This is a genomic window from Novacetimonas cocois (assembly GCF_003311635.1).
GTDB lineage: Bacteria > Pseudomonadota > Alphaproteobacteria > Acetobacterales > Acetobacteraceae > Novacetimonas > Novacetimonas cocois.
Genome location: NZ_QEXL01000001.1, coordinates 144906 through 162700, shown reverse-complemented (window position 1 = coordinate 162700; position 17795 = coordinate 144906). Strand labels below are relative to the sequence as shown.

13 protein-coding genes are annotated in these 17795 nt (G+C 67.7%); 7 read left to right on the top strand and 6 right to left on the bottom strand.

Annotated features, from left to right (window positions below; genetic code table 11):
* Positions 1-7 precede the first annotated feature (7 nt).
* From NJLHNGOC_RS00740 to NJLHNGOC_RS00730, 3 genes are all read left to right on the top strand, one after another.
* Positions 8-1360 carry a murein hydrolase activator EnvC family protein gene (locus NJLHNGOC_RS00740; RefSeq protein ID WP_239021242.1) on the top strand — a complete coding sequence of 451 codons (1353 nt, stop codon included), beginning with the start codon at positions 8-10 and terminating at the stop codon, positions 1358-1360.
* A gap of 145 nt (positions 1361-1505) precedes the next feature.
* Positions 1506-3116, top strand: coding sequence for a S41 family peptidase (locus NJLHNGOC_RS00735; protein WP_113594649.1), 1611 nt, complete (start codon positions 1506-1508; stop codon positions 3114-3116).
* Positions 3113-3637, top strand: coding sequence for an RNA pyrophosphohydrolase (locus tag NJLHNGOC_RS00730; RefSeq protein ID WP_113594648.1), 525 nt, complete (start codon positions 3113-3115; stop codon positions 3635-3637). The genes NJLHNGOC_RS00735 and NJLHNGOC_RS00730 overlap by 4 nt, the downstream gene beginning before the upstream one ends.
* Here the strand turns inward: NJLHNGOC_RS00730 and NJLHNGOC_RS00725 are convergent.
* The 6 genes from NJLHNGOC_RS00725 to NJLHNGOC_RS00700 form a co-directional block, all read right to left on the bottom strand.
* Entirely contained in the window at positions 3591-4016 is a 426-nt protein-coding gene (locus NJLHNGOC_RS00725) for an NUDIX hydrolase (RefSeq protein WP_113594647.1), read from the bottom strand. The genes NJLHNGOC_RS00730 and NJLHNGOC_RS00725 overlap by 47 nt on opposite strands.
* Before the next feature lie 12 nt (positions 4017-4028).
* Positions 4029-5603 (bottom strand): DHA2 family efflux MFS transporter permease subunit, encoded by a 1575-nt coding sequence (locus NJLHNGOC_RS00720; protein ID WP_113594646.1) that lies wholly within the window; start codon positions 5601-5603, stop codon positions 4029-4031.
* The gene (locus NJLHNGOC_RS00715; RefSeq protein WP_113594645.1) at positions 5600-6703 is read right to left on the bottom strand and encodes an HlyD family secretion protein; all 1104 of its coding nucleotides are present in this window, start codon (positions 6701-6703) and stop codon (positions 5600-5602) included. The genes NJLHNGOC_RS00720 and NJLHNGOC_RS00715 overlap by 4 nt, the downstream gene beginning before the upstream one ends.
* A gap of 147 nt (positions 6704-6850) precedes the next feature.
* Positions 6851-8647: an ABC transporter ATP-binding protein gene (locus NJLHNGOC_RS00710; RefSeq protein WP_113594644.1), complete on the bottom strand. Its 1797-nt coding sequence runs from the start codon at positions 8645-8647 to the stop codon at positions 6851-6853.
* A 78-nt stretch (positions 8648-8725) separates the two neighbouring features.
* Positions 8726-9934, bottom strand: a complete 1209-nt coding sequence (locus NJLHNGOC_RS00705; protein WP_113594643.1) for a CCA tRNA nucleotidyltransferase — start codon at positions 9932-9934, stop codon at positions 8726-8728.
* A 32-nt stretch (positions 9935-9966) separates the two neighbouring features.
* Entirely contained in the window at positions 9967-10632 is a 666-nt protein-coding gene (locus NJLHNGOC_RS00700) for a DUF1285 domain-containing protein (protein WP_113594642.1), read from the bottom strand.
* A 131-nt stretch (positions 10633-10763) separates the two neighbouring features.
* Between NJLHNGOC_RS00700 and NJLHNGOC_RS00695 the strand changes: the two genes are divergently transcribed.
* The 4 genes from NJLHNGOC_RS00695 to NJLHNGOC_RS00680 are packed head-to-tail and all read left to right on the top strand — an operon-like array spanning position 10764 to position 17767.
* Entirely contained in the window at positions 10764-11804 is a 1041-nt protein-coding gene (locus NJLHNGOC_RS00695; RefSeq protein WP_408890358.1) for an AAA family ATPase, read from the top strand.
* A 19-nt stretch (positions 11805-11823) separates the two neighbouring features.
* Positions 11824-12840, top strand: coding sequence for a DUF58 domain-containing protein (locus tag NJLHNGOC_RS00690; RefSeq protein ID WP_113594794.1), 1017 nt, complete (start codon positions 11824-11826; stop codon positions 12838-12840).
* Complete coding sequence (locus NJLHNGOC_RS00685) at positions 12837-15632, top strand: DUF4159 domain-containing protein (protein WP_113594641.1); 2796 nt, start codon at positions 12837-12839, stop codon at positions 15630-15632. Before NJLHNGOC_RS00690 ends, NJLHNGOC_RS00685 begins: the two co-directional genes overlap by 4 nt.
* Positions 15632-17767, top strand: coding sequence for a VWA domain-containing protein (locus NJLHNGOC_RS00680; RefSeq protein ID WP_113594793.1), 2136 nt, complete (start codon positions 15632-15634; stop codon positions 17765-17767). The genes NJLHNGOC_RS00685 and NJLHNGOC_RS00680 overlap by 1 nt, the downstream gene beginning before the upstream one ends.
* The last annotated feature ends 28 nt before the right edge of the window (positions 17768-17795 follow it).

Sequence of the window (17795 nt, the reverse complement as noted above, 5' to 3'; positions counted from 1 at the left end):
CGTCCCCATGCCGCGTCGCGCGGTGGCCGTGGGGGCATGCCTCGCCATCGCGCAGGCCATGTCCCCCGCCCCCGCCGCGACGCCGTCCACGGCATCACATCCCCATCATGCGGAACATGTCCTTCATGCCGCCCCCCTCCATGCTTCCCATGAGGGGACGCATGAAACGCAGGGCATCCGGCGCCAGATCGAGAATGCCCGTCTGGCGCGCGAAAACCTGCTGGCGCGCGAAAAGCAGCAGGGCGCGGAAATGCAGGCCCGCATCAAGGCCCAGCACGATGCCGAGGCACAGGCGCAGCGCGATGCCGCGCGCGCGACGGAACTGTCCGCCGCCACGGTGGACGCCACTGCCCGGCTGCAGCGCACGGAACAGGACACGGCCGACCTCGACAGCCGGATTTCGGCGCTGCACACCGAACAGGATACCCTGCGCAGGGCGCTGGCGCAGGAAGTGGCGGCGATGACCCCCCTGCTACCGGTGGTCGAACGCCTTTCGCTCTATCCCGCCGATACGCTGCTTGCCGTGCCGCTGCCTGCCGATCGTGCGGTGACCGGACTTCTGGTGATGCGCGGGCTCATGACGCGCATTTCCCAGCAGGCGCACCAGATCCATGACCGTCGCGCCCGCCTGGCGCAGCTTGACGACGAACTGGCGCAGCAGAAAAACCGCATGGGCCAGCTGCTGGCGCAGCAGGAGGCACAGCGCGACAGCGTCAACCGTTCCGCCCATGCCGCGCTGGAGGCGCAGCGCCAGTCGAACGCGGCCGTGCGCAGCGCGACCCAGCAGGTCGAAGACGCGGCGCGCCGGGCGTCGAGCCTGCAGGACGCGATCGCACGCATCGAGGAGGTGGAACGCACCGCGCAGGCCAATCTGGAACGCGCCGCGCAGGAAGCCGAACGCGCCCACCGCATGCAGGAAGCCGACGCCGCGCGGGCCCATGCGCGCGCCCTTGCCGCGGGACCCGGTCCGGGCGTCAACGCCACCCGCGCCGGGACGGCGGGCGCGCCCGTGCCCGGCAGCATCGTCACGCGCTGGGGCCAGACGACCGAAAGCGGCCCGGCAAGCGGCGTCACCTATGCCCCGCCATCGCGCGCGACCGTCCGCGCGCCCTGCAGCGGACGAGTCGACTTTGCCGGTCCCTTCCGCTCCTACGGGCAGATGATGATCCTGAACTGTGGACAGCATTACCGCTTTGTCCTTGCAGGGATCGGGGACATGGCCGTCGCCCCCGGACAGCAGATCGTAAAGGGCGCGCCGGTGGGGCAGATGCCACCATGGTCGGACACGCAGGCCCGCCCCACCCTGTTCGTGCAGCTGCGGCGCGGGGGCGCGACCGTTAACCCCGCGCCATATCTGTAGAATTGGTTTACACGGTTTCCGTGTGGTGCAAGTTCGGTATAAGGTGTGCGACCGATGACGGACGATGACCTGCCGCCCCATGGACAGGTCACCATATGCAGGCTGCCCACCGATGCGTGGCTGGCCATTCAGGAGACGACGACGCATGAAGTTCCGTAATGGCCTGCTGCTTGGTTGCGCCTTTCTTGCTGGCATCGCGGCAGGCCCCCAGCTCGCCTTGCATTCCGGCGGGCGGTGGCTTGACCTGACCTCCATTGCGCATGCGGACAGCCCGTCACCCAAGGACAATTCCCCGCACGAAATCGAACAGCTGATGTTCCTGTTCGGTTACGTGCTGGAAAAGGTGAAGGCGAACTACGTCGAGCCCGTCTCCACCCGCGACCTCATCACCAATGCGCTCAACGGCATGCTCAGCGGCCTTGACCCACACAGCTCCTACATGACGGAAAAGCAGTTTTCCGACCTTCAGGCCCAGACCAAGGGCACGTTCGGCGGCCTCGGCCTCGAGGTGCATGGGGAGGACGGGCACGTGCGCGTCGTCTCGCCGGTGGACAATACGCCGGCGGCGCGCGCCGGGATCCGGCCGGGCGATTACATCGTCGCCCTCGATGGCAAGAATATCGACGGACAGCCGCTGGACCAGGTCGTCTCGCGCATGCGGGGGAAACCCAATACCCGCATTACCCTGACCCTGATCCGCGAAAAGACGCCCAAGCCGATCATCGTGACCCTGACGCGCGCGATCATCCCGCTGCAGGTCATCAAGTCCGCCCTTTATGAATCCACCGGCTATATCCGCATCGCGCAGTTCAACGAGGAAACGCAGCACGGGCTGCTTGACGCCTACAAGAAGCTGCAGGGCCAGGCGCACGGCAAGCTCAATGGCCTGGTCATCGACCTGCGTTCCGATCCGGGCGGGCTGCTGACGCAGGCGATCGATGTCAGCGGCGATTTCATCAAGAATGGCGAGATCGTCTCCACCCGCGCACGTCACGCGCAGGACAGCCAGCGCTGGGACGCGCATAACGTGGACATCACCAACGGCCTGCCGATCGTGGTGCTGATCAACGGCGGATCCGCCTCCGCCAGTGAAATCGTGGCCGGTGCCCTGCAGGACCATCACCGCGCCGTGCTGGTGGGTGAAAAGACATTCGGCAAGGGATCGGTGCAGACGATCCTGCCCATCCCGGGCGAAGGCGCGATCCGCCTGACGACCGCGCGCTATTACACGCCGTCGGGCCGATCCATCCAGGGGCTGGGCATCGTGCCGGACATCGTGGTCAAGGAAAGCCGCGATGATGACAGCTACAGCATCCGCGAGGCGGATCTGGCGCACATCATCAAGAACAGCGGCGGCAATACGGCGCAGGCCCCGGTGCGCACCGACCTGCCCGCCATTGCGAAATCCCTGCCGCATGAACCGCCCGCCGGGTGGCCGGATTATGATCCGATGAAGCCCACGACCGATTTCCAGCTGCAGGAAGGGCTGAAGGTCGTCCATGCGATGGCGGGCCTGCCGGTCACGGTCGAGACCACCAGGGCCACGGCGGCAAGCCCGACCATGGTCAACACGCCCACGACACAGGCCAAGCCCCCCGTGACCAAGACCCCGCCGGCGGAAGAGCAGGCCCCCGCCACCCCCGTCACGCCCGCGGCACCCGCGACGACGGCCCCGGCCACGCCTGCCCCCGGCACGGCGACCCCGGGCAAAGCCGCCCCTGCCACACCGGCGCCCGCCACCCCGGCCCATCCATGAGCCTGAAGACCGACCTGCCCTATCGCCCCAACGTGGGGGCGATGCTGTTCAACGCGCGCAATGAAATCCTGATGGCGCGCCGCACCGACATGCCCGGCGCGGGCGGTCCCATCGATCAGGGCGTATGGCAGTGCCCGCAGGGCGGCATTGATGAAGGGGAAAATCCCCGGCAGGCGGTCATGCGCGAACTGCTTGAGGAAATCGGCACGGACCGGGCGGTGATCCTTGGCGAATATCCCCGCTGGATCAGCTATGACCTGCCTGATCACCTGATTGGCAGGGCGCTGGGCGGCCGGTATCGGGGACAGACTCAGAAATGGTTCGCCCTGCGCTTTACGGGGCAGGATGGCGACATACGCCTCGATACCCACCTGCCGGCCGAATTCGACCGGTGGCAGTGGGTGGCGCCGTCACGGCTGGCGCATGTCAATGTGGGGTTCAAACGCCCCATCTATGAACAGCTGATCCCCGAATTCAGCCGGCTTGCCCATCTGCCGTCATCCGGCGCAACGCCGGAATAAGCCGGTCGCGCAACAGCGGCGCCAGCAGGTCATCGCCGCAGCCGTCATGGATGTCGATCCAGCGTGCCTCCGCGATTTCCGCGCGGGGCTGTGGTTCGGCCGACAGGTCCGCGCGATAGATGCTGGCCCGCACCGTATGTCCCGCCTCGTTCGCGGCGGGGGCGGCATAACGTCCCAGAAGCCGGATACTGCCGTCGCGCAGGCCGCAGTCCAGTTCCTCCGACACTTCACGGCGCAGGGCCGTCATGTCGTCCTCCGCCGGTTCGGGCTTGCCCCCCGGCAGCATGAACAGCCGCGTTCCCTGCTTGCGCACGCACAGAAGGTGTCCGTGGCGAAGGATCGCGGCACACACCACAACAATATCGTTTCCTGCCACCATGAATGCTCCTCCCTACTTGTCATCGCCCTTCAGCGGCGACATCAGGAAACAGAACGGCACCACCAGCAACGAACCGATGCCAAGGATCATGAAGACCTCGTTATACGCAAGGATCGCGATCTGCGCGGTGAACTGCTGGTACAGCTTGCCCATCGCCACGGAATTGAGGACAGGTTCAGGAAAGCCGCGCGCCATCGCCGCGTCATGCGCCCGTGACAGGTATTCGTTGTAAGGCTGGTGATAGGGCGTCATCCAGTGGACCATCTGGCTCTGGTGTGCCTGGCGCAGTTCGGTCACCAGCGCCGTCGCCCCTGAAATGCTGAGGGAACCCAGCACGTTTCGCACCATGCTGAACAGGGCGGACCCGTCGGCGTTCAGCTCACGCGGGAGGGTGGCATAGGTAATGGTGGATATCGGCACGAACAGGAAGGCCATGGTTGCCGTCTGGCTCATGCGGAAGAAGACCAGATGCCGGAAATCCAGCGCGGGCACCAGACGCGCCGACCACAGCATGGACATTCCCATCAGGAAAAACCCGAACGCGATGATATAACGCAGCTGGATGCGTTTCATCGCCATGCCGACAATCGGGATCAGGATGATGACCGCCACGCCGCCGGGCGACAGGATCAGGCCCGACAGGGTCGCGGTATAGCCCATGACCTGCTGCGCGAACTGCGGCACGATGATCGCGGAGGAATAAAGCAGCGCCCCCACCGCCCCCATCAGGCCGGTTCCCACGGCAAAGTTGCGATCCTTGAACACCCGCAGGTCAACCGCCGGTTTCTTGGTATGAAGCAGCCAGACCACGGCCCCGCCGATGCCCAGCACCGCAAGGATCGCCATGACGACGATGATGCGCGAACCGAACCAGTCCGCGTCCTCGCCACGGTCAACCGCGACCTCCAGACAGCCGAAGCCGATGGTGATGAGGCCGATGCCGATAAAGTCGAGCGGCGCCGCCTGCTTGCGCGCCCAAGGCGGGTCATCGACCATCATGGACACGGCGATGGTCGCCAGCGCGCCAACGGGCACGTTGATGAAAAAGACCCAGCGCCACGAATAATTGTCGGTGATCCATCCCCCCAGCGACGGCCCGATGACGGGCGCGACCACGGTTGCGATCGCCGTCAGCCCGAACGCGGCGGCGCGTTTTTCGGGCGGGAAGGTGTCAAGGATGATCGACTGCTGGTTCGGTTGCAGGCCGCCACCGAAAAACCCCTGCAGCAGACGGAAAAAAATCAGTTCCGGCAGGCTGGTGGAAATGCCGCACAGGAAAGATGACAGGGAGAACATGGAAATACAGATCAGGAAGTATTTCTTTCGCCCGAACAGCTTTCCCAGCCAGCCCGAAATCGTCAGCACGATACCGTTGGCGACAAGGTAGGAGGTCAGGGTCCATGTCGCATCGTCATAGGTAGACGACAGGTTCCCCGCGATATGCGGCAGGGAGACGTTGACGATGGTGGTGTCAAGGATCTCCATGAACGCGGCAACCGTGACCACGACGGCGATCAGCCACGGGTTGTGCTTCGGCTTCCACGTCTGGCCGGCGTGATCGTCGGGGGAGGCTGCCGCAGTGCTCATCGCGTATAGACCGTGGGCTCGACCGACAGGCCCAGCGACAGCGGCACGTCAGGACGCAGCCCCTCGTCAATCAGGATCTTGACCGGCACGCGCTGCACGATCTTGACATAGTTGCCGGTGGCATTTTCAGGCGGGAACGCGCTGAAGGTCGCGCCGGTGCCAAGCTGGAGTGAATCGACATGCCCCTTCAGCCTGAGGAAGGGATAGGCATCGACCGCGATATCCACCTTCTGTCCCGGACGCATGTTCGTCAGCTGCGTCTCCTTGTAATTGGCGACAACCCAGACTTCCGGCTCCACGATGGAAAAGACCGTCTGCCCGACGCTGACCAGCGTGCCGCGTTCGATGTTACGCTGCGATATCCAGCCATCATGCGGCGCGCGGATGACCGTCCATTCCAGGTTCAGTTCCGCCTGCCGCAGCTGTGCCTGCGCCTCGTGCATCTGGGCCTGCGCCTGGGTAACCCTGTTCTGGCTGCTGGAGATATTGGGGATGACCGGCATGGCCTGCTGCAGTTCGCCCTGCGCCTGCAGCACCCGCGCCTTGGCCACGTCCAGCGCCGCAGTCGCGTAATCGATATCCTGCTGCGAGGTTGCGGCGCGCGCGACGGAATGCTGGCGGTTGAAATCGGTCTGGGCCCGGAACTGCTGCGCCTGCGCGCCCTGCAACGCGCCCTGCGCCGCCAGCAGGCGACCGGGGAAGTTCTTCTGCGCCACCGCAAGCATCAGTTCCGCGTTATCCGCCTGCGCCTGCGCCAGTTCCACGCTGGCCGCCGCCTGGTCCCGCGCGGCGCGCCAGTCACGGTCATCGATCTTCGCCAGTATCTGCCCTTCGTGGACGAACTGGTTGTCGTTGACCAGAAGCTCGGTCACGTATCCCCGCACATGCGGCGCGATCGCCACGGCGCGACCGGCGGTAAAGGCGTCATCGGTTTCCACCTCGCCCCGATGCAGCAGCCAGTACACCGCCGCCGCGACGACCAGTACCACCAGCATGCCGATCATGATGATCTTTCGCGACGGCTTTTCCCTGTTTTCGGTGGGCTTTTTCTGCTCGTCCGCCTGTCCGTTATCTGGCGTGTGGGCTTCATCACCGGCCATGTGGTTCCCTCATTATCGTACGATTCGTATCCCGGAGACGCGCCACGCGCCCGCATTGACCGAACGGGTCGGTCAATGCATGACACGAACGCGATGCGACTTCAACCATCGCACGCACCTTATTCGACCGTAATGAAAACCAACGCACTAAAGCCCGAATGCCTGGGTGCGGACCATGCGGGCATAAACGCCATCCTGCTGCATCAGGGCATCATGGGTTCCATGCTCCACCGCCCGCCCTTCGGCCATGACAACCACCAGGTCGGCCGAACGGATGGTGGACAGGCGATGGGCCACGATGATGGTCGTCCGCCCCTGTCGCAGATGGGTCAGCGCCTGCTGGACCGTGGCCTCGCTGTCGCTGTCGAGGGCACTTGTCGCCTCGTCCAGCAGAAGGATCCGCGGGTTGCGCAGCAGCGCGCGCGCAAGGGCGACACGCTGGCGCTGCCCGCCGGACAGCCTCTGCCCCCCCGGTCCCACCACGGTGTCGTACCCTTCGGGCAGGGCCATGATGAAATCGTCCGCCGCCGCCGCGCGCGCCGCCGCGCGGACATCCGACAGGCTGGCGTTGCGGTTGCCCATGCGGATGTTTTCCCCCACCGACAGGTCAAACAGCAGCGAATCCTGGCTGACATAGGCGATGGCGTCGCGCAGGTCGGCAAGGATCAGGTTCCGCAGGTCCTCCCCATCCAGCACGATGCTGCCGCCCGAGACGTCATGCAGCCGGGGCACCAGCGACAGGGCGGTGGATTTGCCCGCTCCCGACGCCCCGACCAGCGCCACGGTCGTGCCGGGGCGCGCGATGAAATCCAGCCCCGACAGCCCCATGCGCCCGTCGGGATAAATGAACGACACGTCATTGAACCGCAGGTCGCCACGCCCGGCGGGCAAAGGCCGCGCCTGCGGCGACTGTCGCACGGCGGCGGGTTCGTCGATGATCTGAAAGACCCGCTGCAGGCCGCCCATGCCTTCCTGCAGCGCGACATTGAGCGTCCCGAGCGCCCGCAGGGGCCGCGCCGCCAGCAGGAGGGCCGCGACAAACCCCGAAAAATCGCCCAGCGTCGCCCCCCCCTGCGTGGCCCGCCACCCGGCGAAACCCAGCACCGCCGCGACCGCGATTCCACCCAGAACCTCCAGCATCGGGTCAACGCGCGCCCGTCCCCGCGCGATGCGCAGCAGGCCGGCATGCAGCAGGTCGAGAACATGATTGGCGCGCTGTTCCTCCACCTGTTCCAGCCCATAGACGCGGATCGTCCGCGACTGGGCAAAGCTTTCGGTCAGCAGGGCGGCGGTGGCGCCGACCTGTTCATGCATGCCGCCCGATTCCCTGCGCAGACGCTTGCCCAGACGCCGCACCGGCATCGCCGCGACGGGATACAGCACGGCGGCAATCAGGCTGAGTTCCCAGTCCATGTAGAACATGGACACGATCAGCCCGATGACCGTCACCGCGTCGCCCAGCGCGTTGGTGGCGCGGATCAGTGCCTCGCGGATGGAAACGGCATCGGTGGTGAAACGCGCGGCAAGCTGGGCCGGCGCCTCCTCCTCGATGCGGGAGACGTCGGCATTGACCAGATGGGAAAACATCCGTCCCTGCAGGTCGCGGATGACCGACAGGACCAGCCCCTGCACCGCGACGCTCTGCCAGTATTGCGACACGGCCTTGGCGGTGGTGATGACAACCACCAGGACGGGAACCTGGTACAGGATGCGCGGGTCCTGGGCGGCGAACATGTCCAGCGCGCGCTGGATCACCAGCGGATACAGCGCGCTGAAGACCGCCATCAGCGCCGTCAGGACCACGACGCCCACGATGCGCAGGCGGTGGTGGCTCAGCTCCTCGCGCCACAGGCGACGCGCCAGCAGCCCCGTCGATGCCGGGTCATGCGGATCGGGCTGCACTTTTCCGGCGGCATCGGGCCGCGTCGCTGGAACAACGTTCATACGGCCCTATAAACTCCCGCCCGGTCAAAATGCAAAACCCGGCCCATGATCCATGCGACAGGCGAAACCGCCCGCGCCTCAATCCTTCAGCACGCCGCGCAGATACGCAAGGCATGCGGCATGATCGGCAACACAGCCCCCCGCCATCCACCACGCCCGCACGCGGCCGAGCATTTCCCCCACGCGCGGCCCCGCCGGACAGCCCGCCGCCACCACGTCGCGCCCCGCAAGCGGGAAAACAGGACGCGGGCGCCGCGCAATCTCGTGCCGCAGCGAATCCCACCGGGCATCGGGCCGTCCCGCCTCCGCCGCCTGGCGGAGCCAACTGCGCGCGATCAGGATATCGGCAGGGTCGATGGCCAGCAGGCGCGCGATTTCCGCCGATGGCATGCCCGGATGGGGGGCATCCCCCTCACGCGCCGCACACAGGAAACGCGCATCCGCACGCGACAGGCGCAGGCGATCGGCCACCACCCGCGCATCGCATCGCACTAGGGCCGCACACCGCAGCAGCGCCTGCGCCGGCGCGCCGCACGCCAGCAGCGCGGACAGCCGCGACAGGTCGTACCCTTCGGGCAGGATGCGCGTCAGCACGTCGGCTGCCTCCATCAGCGCCAGCGCCCTTTCCACGCGCGGGCCGGTCAGGATGCGGCGCAGTTCCGACCATATCCGCTCCACCGACAGGCGTTCGACCATCGGCGCCAGTGCTGTCGCCGCCTGCATGGCCTCCGCATCCGGGGCCTCGCCCCCGTAACGGGCGTCAAAACGGAAAAAGCGCAGGATGCGCAGCGCGTCCTCGGCAATGCGCGCGCGCGCGTCCCCCACGAAGCGCACGCGATGGGCGGCAAGGTCCGCGCGGCCACCAAACGGGTCATGCACATGCCCCGCGCGATCGCACGACATGGCGTTGATCGTGAAATCGCGCCGGGCCGCGTCCTCGCGCCAGTCGCTGGTCCATGCGACCTCGGCATGGCGGCCGTCGGTGCGTTCGTCCCGGCGCAGGGTGGTGATTTCATGCGGACGCCCGTCGATCACCGCCGTCACCGTGCCGTGCGAAAGGCCGGTCGGCACCACCTTGATCCCCGCCGCCCGCAGGCGCGCCATGACATCTTCGGGGGCGACAGCGGTGGCAAGGTCCATGTCGGCCACCGCCCGCCCGCACAGAAGGTCACGCACCGCCCCCCCGACAAGGCGCGCGTCAGGCAGCACGTCCCATATCCGCGCCAGCGTCACCGCCGTATCGGGCTGCGCGCGGAACAGGCGCCCCAGCGGATCCGCGACGGGCATGGCGGCGGATGGCGGCGGTGATGCGGCGCGCGTCATGCCGGCGCGTCGTCCCCCGCGCAATCCCCGTCCCCGCAGTCCCCGCCCTGCCCATCCGCGCAGGGGGCATCCGCGCATGAGGACAGGCGGCCAAGCGGGAAGAAGACGTGCCGGCTCCAGACCCCCAGGCACGGCACACCACCGCAGTGCCCCGGCACCGCTAGCGCCGCAAGTTCATAATAGACAGGCCGCGACAGCCTGGCCTCGATCGGCAGGTCGCCATCGCCGGGCCTTACCTGCAAATACGGCACGGCGCCCGACCCGCCCTCGTCACAGGGACGGTTCCAGTCGGTGCGAATCGGGTGGTCCGGTCCGGCGCAGATCATCTGGTCCACGTTGGTGCGAAAGGACAGCACCTGATCGCGGCCACACCCGCACCATTGCAGCCCCACGGCAACGAAGGGCGCGTCCTCCACCTCGATCGTTCCGGATTCCACCGGCGTCTGAAGGCGGAACACGCCTGTTGCATCACGCCGCAGCGTGGAGGCGAACAGGCAGACCATGGGTTTGCGCGTGATGGGTGAACCGCGATACAGCCACGTCCCGTCCCGCCGGATCAGGAACGGCAATGCGCCACATCCCGCCGCGTCATCGCCCGGCCGCCCTTGCGAAGGCGACAGCGCGGCGGCATCGTGCCCCAGCCGCCCGGACGCGGGGCGCATGCTACCGAATGTGACTCTCGTCTCGAAATCGTCCGTCAAGTGCGTTAACCCGAACATTATGAAACCTGCTCCACCTGATATAGGGAGCTACCCCGGCTTGATGAAACCCCCGGACGTGTCAGACTGAAGGAATGATGACCTCCGATGCCTTTTCCCCTTCCCGCGCGGAGCCTGCGAGCATGACGATTTCCTCCCCCCCCGATGCCGCGCAGGCCGCCGATGCCACCAGTGCGCGGCTGCACGCAGTCCGCGCCGAAATCGGCAAGGTCATACTGGGACAGAATCGCGTGATCGACCTTGCGCTGACCTCCATCCTCGCCGGGGGGCACGCCCTGCTGGTGGGCGCGCCCGGCCTTGGCAAGACGCTGCTGGTCACGACCATCGGCCGTGTCATGGGACTCGATGCGCGACGGGTGCAGTTCACGCCCGACCTGATGCCATCGGACATCCTAGGCAGCGAAATCCTGGATGAGGACGCGCAGGGACGGCGCAGCTTCCGCTTTGTCGCGGGGCCGGTGTTCTGCCAGCTGCTGATGGCCGATGAAATCAACCGCGCCAGCCCGCGCACGCAGTCCGCGCTGCTGCAGGCGATGCAGGAACGCCATGTCGCCATCGCGGGCACCGATCACGCCCTGCCGCGCCCCTTTCACGTGCTGGCGACGCAGAACCCCATCGAACAGGAAGGCACCTACCCCCTGCCGGAGGCGCAGCTTGACCGTTTCATGATGCAGATCCTGCTGGATTTCCCGGACCTTCAGGCCGAACGCGCGATGCTGCTGGCGACGACCGGCACCACGCAGGCGACGACGCAGCCCGTCATGAGCGCCGATGACGTCATCGCGGCCCAGCATCTGGTGCGCGCGCTGCCGACAGGCGAAAAGGTGCTGGACGCCATTGTCCACCTTGTGCGCGAGGCACGGCCAGAGACCACCAGCAGCGATGCGATCCGGCAGTCCGTGGCATGGGGTCCCGGCCCGCGCGCGGCGCAGGCGCTGATGCTGGCGACGCGCGCGCGCGCGCTGCTCGACGGACGTCTGTCGCCCACGCTGGATGATGTCGCGGCGCTGGCGCAGCCGGTGCTGGCGCATCGCATGGCCCTGACCTTTACCGCGCGGGCGGAAAACCAGAAGCTGGAGCAGTTGATCGACGGGCTGCTGGGCCATCTGGGCTGACGCCGGCGTGGCCGATCGCATGTCCGTGCCCACCTTTGTCAGGCGCCTGTTTTCCCGCGCGGATGTTTCCGCGGGCGCGAAACGGCCGGTCGCCGCCATGTCTGGCGCGATGTCCGGCGCGATGCGCCCGCACGAAGGCCCCGCGCTGGCCCGTGCGCTGGCGGCGCGGATACCCGCCCTGATCATCGCGGCGCAAAGGATCGCGCTGACGGTCCAGCAGGGCGGCCATGCCCGCCGCCGCGCCGGGACGGGGGAAAATTTCTGGCAGTACCGTCCCGCCCAGCCGGGCGAGGCCGCGACACGCATCGACTGGCGGCAGTCCGCACGCAGCGACCGTCCCTATGTCCGCGAGAACGAGGCGCAGTCATCCCAGACAATCTTCATATGGTGCGATAACAGCCCCTCGATGCTCTGGCGATCGTCAGAGGCGCTGCCGACCAAGGCGGAACGCGCGCTGCTGCTTGCGCTCGCGACGGCGGCGATCGTGCTGCGGCAGGGCGAACGCGTACGGGTGCTGGGCGCGGACGGCATGACGGCCACCGGCATTTCGGGCCAGGGGGCGCTGGAACGCATGGCCACGATCCTGATTGATGCCATGCGCCATCCCTCCCCCCCTTCCACCCTGCCGACGACCGCCCATCTTGTCCGTAACGCGCGCCTTGTCCTGCTGGGGGACGGGCTGTACGCGCCGGACGCATTTTCCGCCCTGCTGCGCGCGGCACTCGCCCGACAGGTCCGCACCAGCCTGATCGAGGTCATGGACCCGGCGGAACGCGACCTGCCCTATGCCGGGCGCACGCGCTTCAGCGGGCTGGAACACGAAGAGTCCATCACCCTGTCGGCGGGGGCGGACCTGCGGGCGGCCTATCGCGCGGCCTTCGCGCGGCACCAGCAGCAGCTGTCCGACCTGTGCCGCGCCGGTGGCAACGACATGATCGCCCATACTACCGACCTGCCACCCGAACGCGCCCTGCTGGCGCTGCATGACCAGTTGGCGGCGGGCGCGCACCCGGCGGGCGGAGGCACGCAGCCATGATCCTGACCACACCATGGGTGCTGTGGGCGCTTCTTGCGCTGCCGGTGGTATGGCTGCTGCTGCGCGCGCTGCCGCCCCGCCCGCGCGAACAGTCCTTTCCCCCCGTCACCCTGCTGCTGGGCCTTGGGGCGCGCAACGACGATGTCGCGCGCGCGCCGCTGTGGCTGCTGCTGCTGCGCTGCCTTGCTGTGGCGCTGCTTATCGGGGCCTGCGCGCAGCCATTCATCACCCGCGATCGCGGGGGGATCGCGACCTCCGCCGACCCGCTGCTGGTGATCGACAATGGCTGGGCCGCGGCCCCCGGATGGACGCAGCGCCTGCGGGCGGTGGACAGCATCCTCGAACGCCTTGAACGCAACGGCCATTCGGTGCGCCTGCTGCTGACCGCCCCGCCGACGGGGGACGAACCGGTGCGCGTCGGCCCCGTGCAGAGCCCCGCCGTGCTGCGCACCATGCTCGACCCCTCCGAACCACAGCCTTGGGGGGTGGATCGGGCGGCGGCGGCGCAGGCGCTGCGCGACATGACGCGACAGGGATGGCACGGTCCCGTGCTGTATCTGGCGGACGGCATGGCGACGCGCGACGATGACGCCTTTGCCACCGCATTGCGCGACGTCGGCACGGTGCGCGACCTGCGACTGCCGGATTCGGATATCGTGACGCTGGCGCCGGACCGGGGCGATGGCACCGTGCTGGGCCTGCGGATCCGCACGGTGCCCCGGCCACACGTGCGTGAAATGAACGTGCGGGCCCAGACCATCGACAACAGCACCCTGCAGCTGCTGCATGTCACGGTGCCATCCGGCGCGGCGCAGGCCAGCATCCGCATGGACCTGCCAGCCGAGCTGCGCAACCAGCTGGACCATGTCGACATCGACGCGATCACCGGCCCCGCCAGCATCAGGCTGCTTGATGAAAATGACCGCAGGCGGCCGGTCGGCCTGATCGCGGGCAGTTCGTCGGATACGCCGCTGATGGGCAACCTGTTTTACCTGCGCCGCGCGCTGGCCCCGACCGCCGAACTGCGTGAGGGATCGCTCGACAGCCTGCTGTCGCGTCCCCTGTCCATCCTGATCGCCCCGGACGGGACGCTGGGCAGTCCCGACGCGCGGCGCAAGGTGGAAAACTGGGTGCGTGGCGGCGGGATGCTGATCCGCTTTGCCGGTCCGCTGCTGGTGCAGTCCGCCTCGGGCGGGGGGATCGACGCCTCGCCCGGCCCGCAGGGGGCGCAGGCCGATGCGCTGCTGCCGGTGCGGCTGATGGATGCCGAACGCGTGCTGGGCGGCGCGATGTCATGGAGCAAGCCGGAACATCTTGCCCCCTTTGGCGCGCAGTCGCCTTTCCACGACCTGCCGGTTCCCTCCGACGTGACCGTATCGCGGCAGGTGCTGGCGCGTCCCGCCACGGACCTCGACACCCATACATGGGCGCGCCTGACGGACGGGACGCCGCTTGTCACGCATGCGGCGCTGGGGGCGGGACAGGTCGTGCTGTTCCATGTCACCAGCACGGCGGACTGGTCCAACCTGCCGCTGTCGGGCCTGTTCGTCAGCATGCTGCAACGGCTGGGCGAACGGGCGGTCGGGATCGAAACCCCCGCGGACCAGAGCCTGCTGTCGCCTTACCTGACGCTTGACGGCGCGGGGGTGGAAGGGCCGCCGCCGGCCGGGGCGCAGGCACTCCGCGCGGATGCGTTCGGGCACGTCGCGGTTTCCGCCATCCATCCGCCCGGCCTGTACGGGCCTCGCGCCTCCCGCCGGGCGCTCAACGTGGGGGACGAGGCTGGCCCGATGGCCCCGCAGTCCCCCATCGGCACGGCGATGGACCTGCGTGGGCAGATGCCCGATATCGCACTCGGCCCGATCCTCGCGGTGCTGGCGCTCGTGCTGATCCTGGCGGACGGCATCATCGCGATCATGCTGCGTTCGCGGCGGGTGCGCGTGTCGGGTCCGGCGCTGGCGCTGGTGCTGGGCGCCGCATCCTCCCTCGTGCTGCCCATGCAGGGGCGGGCCGCCGACATGCCTGCCACGGATGCCGCAACGCAAAGGAACGCACATGTTCCCGGCGCGGCGCTGGAGACGCGGCTGGGTTATATCGTCACCGGTCATGACGATATCGACACCGTCTCACGCGAGGGGCTGCAGGGCCTGTCGGATTACGTCAACGCCCGGACCTCCGCCGTGCTGGGCCATCCCGACGCGCTGGTGCCCGAACGCGACGACCTGTCCTATTACCCCATGATCTACTGGCCGGTGACGGCGGACGCCACCACGACGCCCGCGCGCACGGCGGCGCTGAACGCCTATATGCGCCACGGCGGCATCCTGATGATCGACACGCAGGGACAGGACCCGGCCACCGCGCCGCGCGATGAAAAGGACGACGCCTTTACCGGCTCCGCCCCCGGCACGGCGGCGGCGCTGCGGCGCATGACGGCGGGGCTGGATATTCCCCCGCTGACGAAGCTGGACGATCATCACGTCCTGACGCATACATTCTACCTGCTGCATGACTTTCCGGGGCGGTATGACGGCATGCCCGTGTGGATCGCGCAGGAAGGCGACAGTACCAATGACGGCGTCAGCCCCGTCATCATCGGCAGCAATGACTGGGCCCACGCATGGGCGGTGGATGACAGTGGCAACACCCCTTATGCCACCATGCCCGATGGCGCCGAACAGCGTACGCTGGCCTATCGCTTTGGCGTCAATGCCGTGCTGTATGCCTTGACCGGGAATTACAAGGCCGACCAGGTCCATGTCCCGGCCCTGCTGAAACGCCTGGGGGAATGATGCCATCACTTGACCGCCTGCATCACATAACCGGCTTTCAGCCGCTGGTGCCGGTATGGGTGCTCTATGCGCTCGGGGCGGCCCTTATGGCGATGGGGATCGTGGGAATCGTGCGCCGCACGCGCGCGACCGTCTGGCGCGTGCTGGCGGGCGCGGGGGTGCTGGCGTGGCTGTGCGGCCCGCAGCGGCTGAGTGAAAGCTGGCGTCCCCTGCCCCAGACCGCGCTGGTGGTGGTGGACCAGTCGGCTTCGATGTCCATTCGCGACCGCGCGGTCATGGCCCATCGCGCCGCCGAGCGCGTGCAGGAGGAAATCGGCCATATCGAGGGACTGCGCACGCGCACCATCACCGTGCGCGATGCCCACCATGACGGCACGCGGCTGTTTTCCGCCCTGTCGCAGGCGGCGTCGGACATTCCGCCATCCCGCCTTGCCGGGGCGGTGATGATTACCGACGGGCAGGTGCATGACATTCCGCCCCAGCCCCCAGAAATCCTGACGCCGGCCGACGCCGATGGCCGTCGCATCACCCTGCCGCTTCATGTGCTGCTGACGGGACGGGGCGAGGAAACCGACCGCCGCCTGCGCATCCTGCAGGCCCCGCCCTATGGCATCGTGGGGCAGGACGTGACGATCCGGGTGGAGGTGGACGACCTCGGGCGGGCCGACGCGCGGGGGGCGACGGCGGAACTGACCCTGACGCAGGGCGGCGCGCAGCCCGTCAGCCATACCGTGCGCATCGGACAGCCCGAGGACATCACACTGCCGGTCACCCATCCGGGGCCGATGCTGGTGGGCCTGTCGGTGCCGGAACTGCCGGGGGAGGCCTCCACCCTCAATAACGAGGACATCGTGCGCATCAACGGCGTGCGCGACCGCCTGCGGGTGCTGCTGGTGTCCGGCACGCCGAACCAGGGGGAACGGGTGTGGCGGCGGCTGCTGAAGGCCGATCCTTCGGTCGATCTGGTCCACTTCACCATCCTGCGTCCGCCCGACAAGGATGATGGCACCCCCCTGTCGGACCTCGCGCTGATCGCCTTTCCCGTCAACGAGCTGTTCCAGCAGAAAATCGGGCAGTTCGACCTGATCATCCTCGACGGGTTCGAAAATCACGGCATCCTGCCGCAGGCCTACCTGCGCAATATCGCGAACCATGTGCGCGAGGGCGGCGGCCTGCTGCTGATCGGCGGGCCGGAGTTCATCGGCCCCGGATCGCTGCAGGATACGCCGCTGTCCGAAATCCTGCCCGCCCATGTCGCGACCGATGGCGTGATGGAACAGCGTTTCCGCCCCATGCTGACGGAAACGGGACAGCGCCATCCCGTGACGGCCGAACTGCCGGGCGCGCCGGCGTCGGCTGATGGCGCGGGCTGGGGGCCGTGGTATCGCAGCCTGAAATCGGATTCCGTCAATGGCGAGGTCCTGATGACCGGGCCGGACCATCAGCCGCTGCTGGTGTTGGATCACGCGGACAAGGGACGCGTGGCCTTCCTGATGTCGGATCAGGCATGGCTGTGGTCACATGGCGAAGGCGGCGGCGGTCCGCAATCCGAACTGCTGCGCCGCATTTCGCACTGGCTGATGAAGGAGCCGGAGCTGGAGGAAAACCAGCTTGAGGCCGATATTTCAGGCGGGCAGCTCAACATCACGCGCCGCACCCTTGTCCCCGCCCCGCCGGGCGAGGTGCGCGTCACCGCCCCCGATGGCACGACCCGGCAGGTCGCGCTTGCACCCACCGGCGCCAAGGGCATGACCACCGCCCATATCCCCGCCCATGAAAGCGGGATCTGGAGCGTGCGCGACAGCGACGGGCATGAGGCATTTGCCGCCCCCCGCGCCGAGGATCCGGAGGAATTCGCCGACCTGCGCGCCACCGCCACCCGCCTTCAGCCGCTGGCGACGCTGACGGGCGGGGGCGTGCACTGGCTGGGCGACAGGACGGACGCGCCGTCGCTTCCGGCGATGCGCATGGTTGATGGCGCGCCACATTCGACGCCCGCGCGGTTTGATTTTCCCGCCCGCCATGCCCATGTCGTCACCGGACAGCAGGCAAACGCGCTGCTGCCTGCATGGGGCGTGCTACTTTTCGTCATGTCGATGCTGATGATCGGCTGGTGGCGCGAAGGGCGCGGGTAAACGCGATAGTAAGGTTTGCGTTCCCCCG